This is a genomic window from Muriicola sp. (genome assembly GCF_041567615.1).
Taxonomy (GTDB): Bacteria; Bacteroidota; Bacteroidia; order Flavobacteriales; family Flavobacteriaceae; genus Muriicola.
In genome coordinates this window covers 1-8,568 of record NZ_JBFGBM010000117.1, presented here as the reverse complement: position 1 = coordinate 8,568, position 8,568 = coordinate 1, and the positions used below count along the sequence as shown (strand labels likewise).

Genomic DNA, 8,568 nt, shown 5'->3' with positions numbered 1-8,568 from the left:
GGGCCTTCAAAAAATAATCGGTGGGTGTTGTGGTAGTAAAAAATAATTGTATTTTTGCATCCGCAAGTGCGCAAACCCATGGCCCGTTCGTCTAGGGGTTAGGACGCCAGGTTTTCATCCTGGTAACAGGGGTTCGATTCCCCTACGGGCTACAAGGCAGATCGAATGAATTCTGCAGTTGATTTATTGAATTACGGCCCGTTCGTCTAGGGGTTAGGACGCCAGGTTTTCATCCTGGTAACAGGGGTTCGATTCCCCTACGGGCTACAGGGAATCCGCCGGGAAGGCGGTTGAAAACATTAATTAAAACAAGATGGCAAATCACAAGTCGGCATTAAAGAGAATCAGAAGAAATGAAGCAGTGCGCCTGCGCAACAGGTATCAGCACAAGACCACGCGTAATGCGATCAAGAAATTGCGCAACGAGTCTGACAAGAAAAAGGCCAATGCCCTTTTGCCTTCTGTGGTCAGTATGATCGATAAATTGGCAAAACGAAATATCATCCACGATAACAAAGCCGCCAACCTCAAGAGCAAGCTCACCAAAATGGTGAATACGCTCTAGATAAGACTTTTAATAAAAAAGACCCGGCCAGGCAGCCGGGTTTTTTTGTGCTCTTTTTTCAGGGGAAAACCATGTTGTAAAAAAAATCCCGGGACATTGCTGCACCGGGATTCTATTAGTATCCGGAAATCCTATTGACTCATGGTCATCAGGAACTCTTCGTTGTTTTTGGTCTGCTTGATACGCTGCTCCATGAATTCCATAGCCTCTATGGGGTTCATATCGGCCAGGTACTTTCTCATGATCCACATGCGCTGAATAACATTGTCTTCCAGCAGAAGATCGTCCCTTCGGGTAGAAGAGGAGATGAGGTCGATGGCAGGGAAGATCCTGCGGTTACTGATTCGTCGGTCTAACTGCAGCTCCATATTACCGGTTCCCTTGAATTCCTCGAAGATCACCTCGTCCATCTTCGATCCAGTTTCTGTAAGGGCTGTGGCGATGATCGTAAGGGATCCCCCGTTCTCTATATTCCTGGCGGCACCGAAAAATCGCTTGGGCTTGTGCAGTGCGTTGGCATCTACCCCACCACTGAGCACTTTTCCGGAGGCAGGCTGTACGGTGTTGTACGCCCTTGCGAGCCTGGTGATGGAATCGAGCAGGATGACTACATCGTGGCCGCATTCTACCAGGCGCTTGGCCTTTTCCAGGACGATGTTGGCTACCCTCACGTGTTCTGTTGCTTCCTTGTCGAAGGTAGAGGCAACTACCTCCCCCCTTACGTTCCGCTGCATATCGGTAACCTCTTCAGGTCGCTCATCGATCAGCAGGATGATCTGGTAAACCTCGGGATGGTTGGCCGCTATGGCGTTGGCGATATCCTTCAGCAACATGGTCTTACCGGTCTTGGGCTGAGATACGATCATACCCCTCTGACCTTTTCCGATAGGGGAAAAGAGGTCGATGATACGGGTTGAGATATTGCTCTGCCTTTCGGCCAGTTTGAATTTCTCCCTGGGGAAAAGGGGTGTGAGGTGCTCGAAAGCCACCCGGTCCCTTACCACCTGGGGGTCCTGTCCGTTGATCTTGGAAACCTTGATCAGCGGGAAATATTTTTCTCCTTCCTTGGGAGGCCTTACATTTCCGAGTACGGTATCCCCTGTCTTAAGTCCGAACAGGCGGATCTGCGACTGGGAGACGTAAATATCATCGGGTGATGAAAGGTAGTTGTAGTCCGATGATCTCAGGAAACCATAGCCGTCAGACATGATATCCAAAACACCTTCGCTCTCGATGATGCTGTCGAATTCGTATTCGGGCTGTTTGTACTTGTTTTTGAGGTCCTTGTCGTAATTCTGGGACTTCTTGTCCTGCCCGTTATTCTGGTGAGATTTGTGGGTATTCTGCGACTTGCCGGAGTGGGAGGATGAGTCTTTCTTTTTGTGGTCTTTTTTGGAATGGTCCTTTTTTTGGTGGTCTTTCTTTCCTGTATCTTCAGAACTTTGAGTTGGCTTGCTTTCTTTGCTCTGTGGTTGCTGGTTAGAATCCTGGGCCTCTCCACCACTGTCATTGCGTGTTTTTCTGGGCCTAGGTTTGCGTTCCCTTTTATGCTCCTGGGGGGCTGGGCTCTCAACAATCTCGGCGGTTTCCTTCACCATTTTGGGATTGCTGGCCTGCAGGTCGAGGATCTGATAGACCAGGTCTAATTTCTTGAGGGTCTTGAACTTGGGAACTTTGAGGTTTTCGGCAATACTCTGAAGCTCAGGTAGCTTCATTGCCTTTAAATCGGAAATCTCAAACATTGAGTTTTGAATAAGTTATACGTAGATCTAAAAATTTGAAGTAATTGATACTTGGATTTACATGGGAATGGATTCCCAGTGGGTAAGTGCTATCTGTGATAACGGTTCAAAATTACAAAATATTTTGAATATTTGGTGGTTAATATTTAAAAAGACCTTTATTTTTGCAGGGCTAAAAATCCCGGATACCATGATCCAGCGCGTACAGACCCTCTATTTAACAGGAGTCATACTCCTCGGGGCGGTACTGCCCTTCTGGGTCTCGCTTTGGACGACAGGGGAAGAGGGGGTTGTATTTGCAAAGAATGAAATCGCGGTTTCGCTGGCCTTTTACGGGACAGCGGTTTTGGCTGCCCTTGCCATTTTCAAGTATAAGGACAGAAAAAGTCAGTTTGTACTGAACCGTTTCAATATGATAGTGAATCTTTTTTTACTGGGATTTTTCGTTTACCGGTCGCTAAACTTATCCGGAGGGGCTCAGGTCTCGGAGAAGGGTATTGGGATGCTGATTCCTGTTTTTTCTATCGTTTTACTGGTCCTGGCCAACAGGGCCATCAAAAAGGATGAAGATCTTGTAAAATCTGTTGACCGCTTACGTTAAACCTAACATCTTAGTAGTATTAGTGCGTGAAACCCCGGTGTCCAAACCGGGGTTTTTTGCTTTAATAATTGGAGTGCCGATTTTGTTTTATCTCTTGCCGAGTTCGATCACTTCAAGGTTCTCTATCTTCTCCTGATCGATTTGAAAACGCAGCATGGTCCGCACCTGGTGAAAACCCTGTTTCCCGCACGCTCCGGGATTCATGTGCAGCAATTCCAGTTTTTTGTCCCACATCACCTTCAGGATATGTGAGTGGCCACTGATAAAGAGTTTAGGGGGATTATCGGCCATTTTATTTTTTACCCTGGGGCTATACCGGTTGGGATAGCCTCCGATATGCGTGATCCACACGTCCACACCTTCACAGGTAAAACGCGCATCGAGGGGAAATTCCTTTTGCAGGACCGCGTTGTCGATATTCCCGTATACGGCCCTGAGCGGTTTGATAGCGGAAAGCCGGTCTGCCACCTCGAGGGTCCCAATATCCCCCGCATGCCATATCTCATCCGCCTGACGGGCGTATTTGCAGATCGCCTCGTCCAAATATCCGTGCGTGTCGGAGAGCAATAAGATTTTGGTCATTTTAGGGGTATATTTGTGCGTTACAAAAATAGAATTTCACATTGAGATATTTCATCGAGTTCGCATATGACGGCAGGGCCTATCACGGCTGGCAACGTCAACCCAAAGCCATCAGCATTCAACAGACCATGGAAGAGACCATGTCTACCCTGTTGAGAACCCCTGTACAGCTGGTGGGTGCCGGGAGAACAGATGCTGGAGTTCACGCCCGTCAGCTTTTTGCCCATTTTGATCTGGATGAATCTCCGGACTATGCAGACCTGGTCCACAGGCTGAACTCCTTTCTTCCCGACGATATTTCCGTGAAGCGAATCCTGCCCGTAAAGCTTGATGCCCATGCCCGTTTCGATGCCCTGGAAAGAACCTATGAATACCTGGTGGTGCAGGATAAAAATCCCTTTTTGTTCAACTGGGCGCATTACGTACACCTTCCCCTGGATGTCAAGGCGATGAACCTCGCCTGCACAGAACTGCTTAAACACACGGACTTCGAATGCTTCTCCAAGTCGAATACGGACGTAAAAACCTATATCTGCCACCTGAAGGAGGCCCGGTGGAGCAAACAGGAAGATCGATTGGTCTTCAGGATCACGGCCGACAGGTTCCTGCGGAATATGGTGAGGGCTATCGTCGGCACCCTGCTCGATGTAGGTTTGGGGAAATCGGCTGTAGAAGATGTTAATCATATTATAAAAAGCAGGGACAGGAGTGAAGCAGGGGTCTCAGTGCCTGCAAAAGGGCTATATTTGACGAAGATTTCATACCCGGAATCCCTATTTCAAATTCATGGATAAAGAAACCGGAAAAGCCTTTGATTACCGTCTCTTTAAACGCCTGATTGCTCAGACCAGGCCCTACAGGGTGACCTTTTACGGCGTAGCCCTTGCGGGAATTCTGCTGACCTTCTTTGCTGTGCTTACGCCCTATATCCTTCGCAACATCATTGATGACGCGATCACCCGGAAGGATATGGACCTGCTCTTCTGGCTTTCCCTGGCAATGCTTGGCGTCCTGTTGGGCCAGGTAGTATTTCAGCTGCTTTTCAATTACTACGCCAACTGGATGGGAGAATCGGTCATCCGGGATATCCGCGTCCTTCTCTTCAACCGGATGCTGGGTTTCAAGATGAAATACTTTGACAATTCCTCCATAGGGGTGCTGGTCACCAGGGCAGTTGCCGATATGCAGCGCATTGGGGAGATCTTTAGCCAGGGCTTCTTTACCATCGTTTCGGACCTGCTGAAAATGCTCGCAGCAGCCAGTATGATGGTCTATATGAACTGGAGGCTGGCCCTGATGGTCTTCGCCATCCTGCCCATCATCCTCTATGCAACACGCCTCTTCCAGAAAGCCATGAAAGTGGCCTTTATCGAGGTGAGGGCACAGGTCTCCAACCTGAATTCCTTCGTGCAGGAACGCATTACCGGGATGAAGATCGTGCAGCTGTTCAACCGGGAAAAGATAGAAAGTGCCAAGTTCAGGGAGATCAACAAGAAACACCAGGATGCCTGGCTGAAGACCGTATGGTATAACTCCTTCTTCTTCCCGGTGGCAGAGATCGTGACCTCTATCGCGATCGGACTTGTAGTATGGTACGGGGGATTGCGGAATATCGCCAATATCGAGGTCGACCTGGCCGGAACCATCTTTGCCTTCATCCTGTATATAGAAATGTTGTTCCGTCCACTGCGGCAGATCGCAGATAAGTTCAATACTTTGCAGATGGGGATGGTGGCAGCCAACAGGGTCTTTAAGATCCTGGATACGGACAGCAGGATACAGGATGACGGAACCTATGAAAAGAAACCGGTATCGGGGGATATCAGTTTCCGAAAGGTGCACTTCGGCTACCTGGAAGAAGAGGAAGTGCTGCACGGGATTTCCTTTGAGGTGAAAGCAGGGGAGACCGTCGCCATCGTCGGGGCTACAGGAGCGGGTAAGTCGACCATCATCAACCTTCTCAACCGCTTCTACGAAATCAACAGCGGCAGTATCTGTGTGGATGGGGTCGATATAAGGGAATACAGGCTAGCCTCCCTGAGGAAGAACATTGCCATCGTCCTGCAGGATGTCTTCCTCTTTGCGGATACCATCGCCAATAACATCACCCTGAAAGACGATTCTGTCACCACGGAAACCATAGAGGAGGCTGCCATGCGTATCGGTGTGCACGAATTCATCACTACCCTGCCAGGGGGCTACCAGTACAATGTGAAAGAGCGGGGTACCATGCTCTCCAGCGGGCAGCGTCAGCTGATCGCCTTTCTCAGGGCCTACGTCACTAACCCCAGTATCCTCATCCTGGACGAAGCCACTTCTTCCGTGGATACCTATACCGAACAACTGATCCAGAAAGCCACGGACAAGATCACGGAGGGGCGCACTTCCATCATCATTGCCCACCGTCTGGCCACGGTGAAAAAGGCAGACAAGATCATCGTCATGGATGCCGGAGAGATCGTGGAGATCGGCACCCACAAAGAACTGCTCAAGACAGACGGGTACTATTCCAAACTGTACGAGGCCCAGTTCCTGGCAGAGGAAGAGAACGTCGCCTGATCCCTTATTGTTTAGGTGCAAAATCCTGGAGTTCCAGGGTGCCCGTCATAAACATGACCGCATAGAATAAGAGGATGATTCCGAAATATCCGATCGCCGTGAGGATAAAGAACAGAATCGACCGCAATATCGCAGCAGCATTCTGGAAGCGATGAATCCTTTGCATGGCAAACACACTGTAACCGATCATCAGGAAAAGGGTGGGAAAGCTCAGATCGATATAAAATGAAGGCGCAAAGATCAGAACCGTCAGGGAGACCGGAAAAAGGAAGATACTCCATTGGGACAGGATGTAGATAAAGGCGATGATATATTCCGATAAGAGATATTCCTTGCGGTTAAAGGTCAGGAACCCTGCTATCGCGAAGACCGGGATATACAGGATGAAGAACAGGGAAGAATAGTCGAAAACGGTATTGTAAAGCTTGCCCGCCACCTCTTCCGAGAGTTGTTGTCCGTAAGCAAAAAAGATCTCGGGAGTCATGACCTTCTGCATGACGAAAACGATGATCCCGGATAAAGTCAGCGCGATCCCGAGATGGCTGATGGGATTGAGATACCTCCGTCTTACCCCCTGAATATAAGAATCGATCACCTGCTCCGGCCTGACAAGGAGCTGTACGAATGTGCGAATAAAGGTGTTGTCGAGATTAAAATACCTCTCCGTAATATCGTAGGTCAGATTCTTGAAAGTGAGCCTGTGGACCACTACCTTGGCCCCACAGGCAGGACAGTATTTAAAATCGGTTCGCTGTGGAGTCTGGCAATTCTTGCACTTCATATCAGAGCAGGTCTTTTTTGATAAGAGTCTCCAGTTCCCTCAGGTCCTTGTACATGATAAATTCCCCATTCTTGATATAGGAGATGCTCCCTGTTTCTTCGCTGATCACAAGAGCCAGGGCATCTGTTTTTTCCGTGATGCCAATAGCTGCTCTGTGCCTGAGGCCAAACCGCAGGGGGATATTGCGTTCCTGAGACAAGGGTAGGATCACCCGGGTGGCGATGATACGGTTACCCCGGATGATGGCAGCGCCGTCATGCAGGGGGCTGTTCTTGAAAAAGATACTTTCGAGGATGGGCAGGTTGACCTCCGCATTCATACGATCGCCGGAAGATTTTATAAAATCGAGGGAATTGTTGCGTTCTATGACCAGGATGGCTCCGGTCCGGCTCTTGGACATTTTTTCACAGGCTTCGAGGACAAGGCCCACCCTCAGGTCGGGGTCGATCCCATCCTGCTTCAAAAAACTGAAGCGCTTCCCAAAATTGCGTTTATTGGCCAGGTTCGTAGAACCGATCATCAGGAGGAATTTGCGTATCTCCTGCTGGAAGACCACGATGAGGGCGATAAGTCCCACCTGCATGAAGCCGCCCACCACACTGCTGATCATCTTCATGCCCAGTAACTGGGTGAATTTCCAAAAGGCCCAGATAAACACGATCCCCAGGAATATATTGACGGCGGCGGTACCACGGACAAGTTTATAGATGTAGTAGAGGAGTATGGCGACAAGAAGGATGTCCAGGAAGTCTGTAATCTTGAAATCCAGAAAATTCAGAAAGTCCAATCCGGTCGTTTTTGTAAAATTAGAAAAAATAGTGGATTCCTGCCTATGGGCTGGCATCACTTAGTTGGCCATAAAGGGCAACGCATTCCACGGCTTCCTTCACATCGTGCACCCTCAGGATACTTGCCCCTCCCAAAAGAGCCACCATGTTCAGGGCCGTTGTGCCATTCAGGGCCTCCGCGGGGGTTGTCCCGAGCACCTTGTAGATCATGGACTTCCGGCTGAGTCCGGCCAGGACGGGCACCCCTAAGGTGCTGAAAAGGGACAGCTGCCTCAGCAACTCGTAATTCTGTGCAATATTTTTAGCAAATCCAAAACCGGGATCGATCACCAGGTCGTGTATCCCCAGTGCCCTGGCCGAAGCCAGTCGCTCCGAAAAATAGTAACGGATATCCTCGACCAGATCGGTGTATGTATTCATATCCTTCATCGTACGGGGATTTCCCTTCATGTGCATCATGATATAAGGTACCCGTGCCTTGGCGACCGTTTCCATCATGCCAGGATCCAGGTGGCCTGCCGAAATATCGTTGATCAGGGCCACTCCGGCGTCCAGGGTTTCTTTGGCGACCTTGCTCCTGAAGGTATCTATGCTGATCAGGATGCCCGGGAAATGCCTGAGGAGCAATTCCACGACCGGGACGATGCGGCGCAACTCTTCTTCTACCGGGATATCGTCTGCCCCTGGCCTAGAACTGTAGGCACCGGCATCGATAAAGGCCGCACCTTCCTGCAGCATCTTTTCGGTCTGAGAGAGGATGCTTTTTTCATCCTTGTATTTTCCTCCGTCATAGAAAGAATCCGGGGTCAGGTTTAAGACCCCCATCACTTTGGGGATGCTGAGATCGATCAGTTGTCCTTTGCAGTTCAGAGTCATCATGGGATTGCAGGCTGTCTTCTGGGCGAATTCATTTTGCCGATTTAGATTAAACACCGACCTTTGGGGCCGAT

9 protein-coding genes and 2 tRNA genes are annotated in these 8,568 nt (G+C 49.5%); 6 read left to right on the top strand and 5 right to left on the bottom strand.

Going from position 1 to position 8,568, the window contains the following annotated elements:
- Positions 1-80: 80 nt before the first annotated feature.
- The 3 genes from ABYP73_RS09005 to rpsT all read left to right on the top strand — a co-directional run bounded on the left by ABYP73_RS09005 (position 81) and on the right by rpsT (position 565).
- A tRNA-Glu gene (locus ABYP73_RS09005) sits at positions 81-152 on the top strand.
- Between the two features lie 43 nt (positions 153-195).
- Positions 196-267, top strand: a tRNA-Glu gene (locus tag ABYP73_RS09000).
- A gap of 46 nt (positions 268-313) precedes the next feature.
- Positions 314-565, top strand: coding sequence for a 30S ribosomal protein S20 (gene rpsT, locus ABYP73_RS08995; RefSeq protein ID WP_372974097.1), 252 nt, complete (start codon positions 314-316; stop codon positions 563-565).
- A gap of 131 nt (positions 566-696) precedes the next feature.
- Here the strand turns inward: rpsT and rho are convergent, their stop codons facing one another.
- Positions 697-2,307: a transcription termination factor Rho gene (gene rho / locus ABYP73_RS08990; RefSeq protein WP_372974096.1), complete on the bottom strand. Its 1,611-nt coding sequence runs from the start codon at positions 2,305-2,307 to the stop codon at positions 697-699.
- A gap of 190 nt (positions 2,308-2,497) precedes the next feature.
- On the opposite strand from rho, the gene ABYP73_RS08985 reads away from it, so the two are divergent.
- Positions 2,498-2,908 carry a DUF4293 domain-containing protein gene (locus ABYP73_RS08985; protein ID WP_372974095.1) on the top strand — a complete coding sequence of 137 codons (411 nt, stop codon included), beginning with the start codon at positions 2,498-2,500 and terminating at the stop codon, positions 2,906-2,908.
- An 87-nt stretch (positions 2,909-2,995) separates the two neighbouring features.
- Here the strand turns inward: ABYP73_RS08985 and ABYP73_RS08980 are convergent, their stop codons facing one another.
- Positions 2,996-3,490 (bottom strand): metallophosphoesterase, encoded by a 495-nt coding sequence (locus ABYP73_RS08980; RefSeq protein ID WP_372974094.1) that lies wholly within the window; start codon positions 3,488-3,490, stop codon positions 2,996-2,998.
- A gap of 41 nt (positions 3,491-3,531) precedes the next feature.
- On the opposite strand from ABYP73_RS08980, the gene truA reads away from it, so the two are divergent.
- Both truA and ABYP73_RS08970 read left to right on the top strand, forming a co-directional pair.
- Positions 3,532-4,284, top strand: a complete 753-nt coding sequence (gene truA / locus ABYP73_RS08975) for a tRNA pseudouridine(38-40) synthase TruA (RefSeq protein ID WP_372974093.1) — start codon at positions 3,532-3,534, stop codon at positions 4,282-4,284.
- The gene (locus tag ABYP73_RS08970) at positions 4,277-6,049 is read left to right on the top strand and encodes an ABC transporter ATP-binding protein (RefSeq protein WP_372974092.1); all 1,773 of its coding nucleotides are present in this window, start codon (positions 4,277-4,279) and stop codon (positions 6,047-6,049) included. The genes truA and ABYP73_RS08970 overlap by 8 nt, the downstream gene beginning before the upstream one ends.
- 4 nt (positions 6,050-6,053) lie before the next feature.
- On the opposite strand, the gene ABYP73_RS08965 is transcribed toward ABYP73_RS08970, so the two are convergent.
- The 3 genes from ABYP73_RS08965 to folP all read right to left on the bottom strand — a co-directional run.
- Positions 6,054-6,830, bottom strand: coding sequence for a DUF3667 domain-containing protein (locus tag ABYP73_RS08965; RefSeq protein ID WP_372974091.1), 777 nt, complete (start codon positions 6,828-6,830; stop codon positions 6,054-6,056).
- 1 nt (position 6,831) lies between these two features.
- Positions 6,832-7,617, bottom strand: a complete 786-nt coding sequence (gene cdaA, locus ABYP73_RS08960; protein WP_372946234.1) for a diadenylate cyclase CdaA — start codon at positions 7,615-7,617, stop codon at positions 6,832-6,834.
- Between the two features lie 43 nt (positions 7,618-7,660).
- Positions 7,661-8,568: dihydropteroate synthase (folP, locus tag ABYP73_RS08955; RefSeq protein ID WP_372974090.1), on the bottom strand; the 908-nt coding region annotated here is incomplete at its 5' end.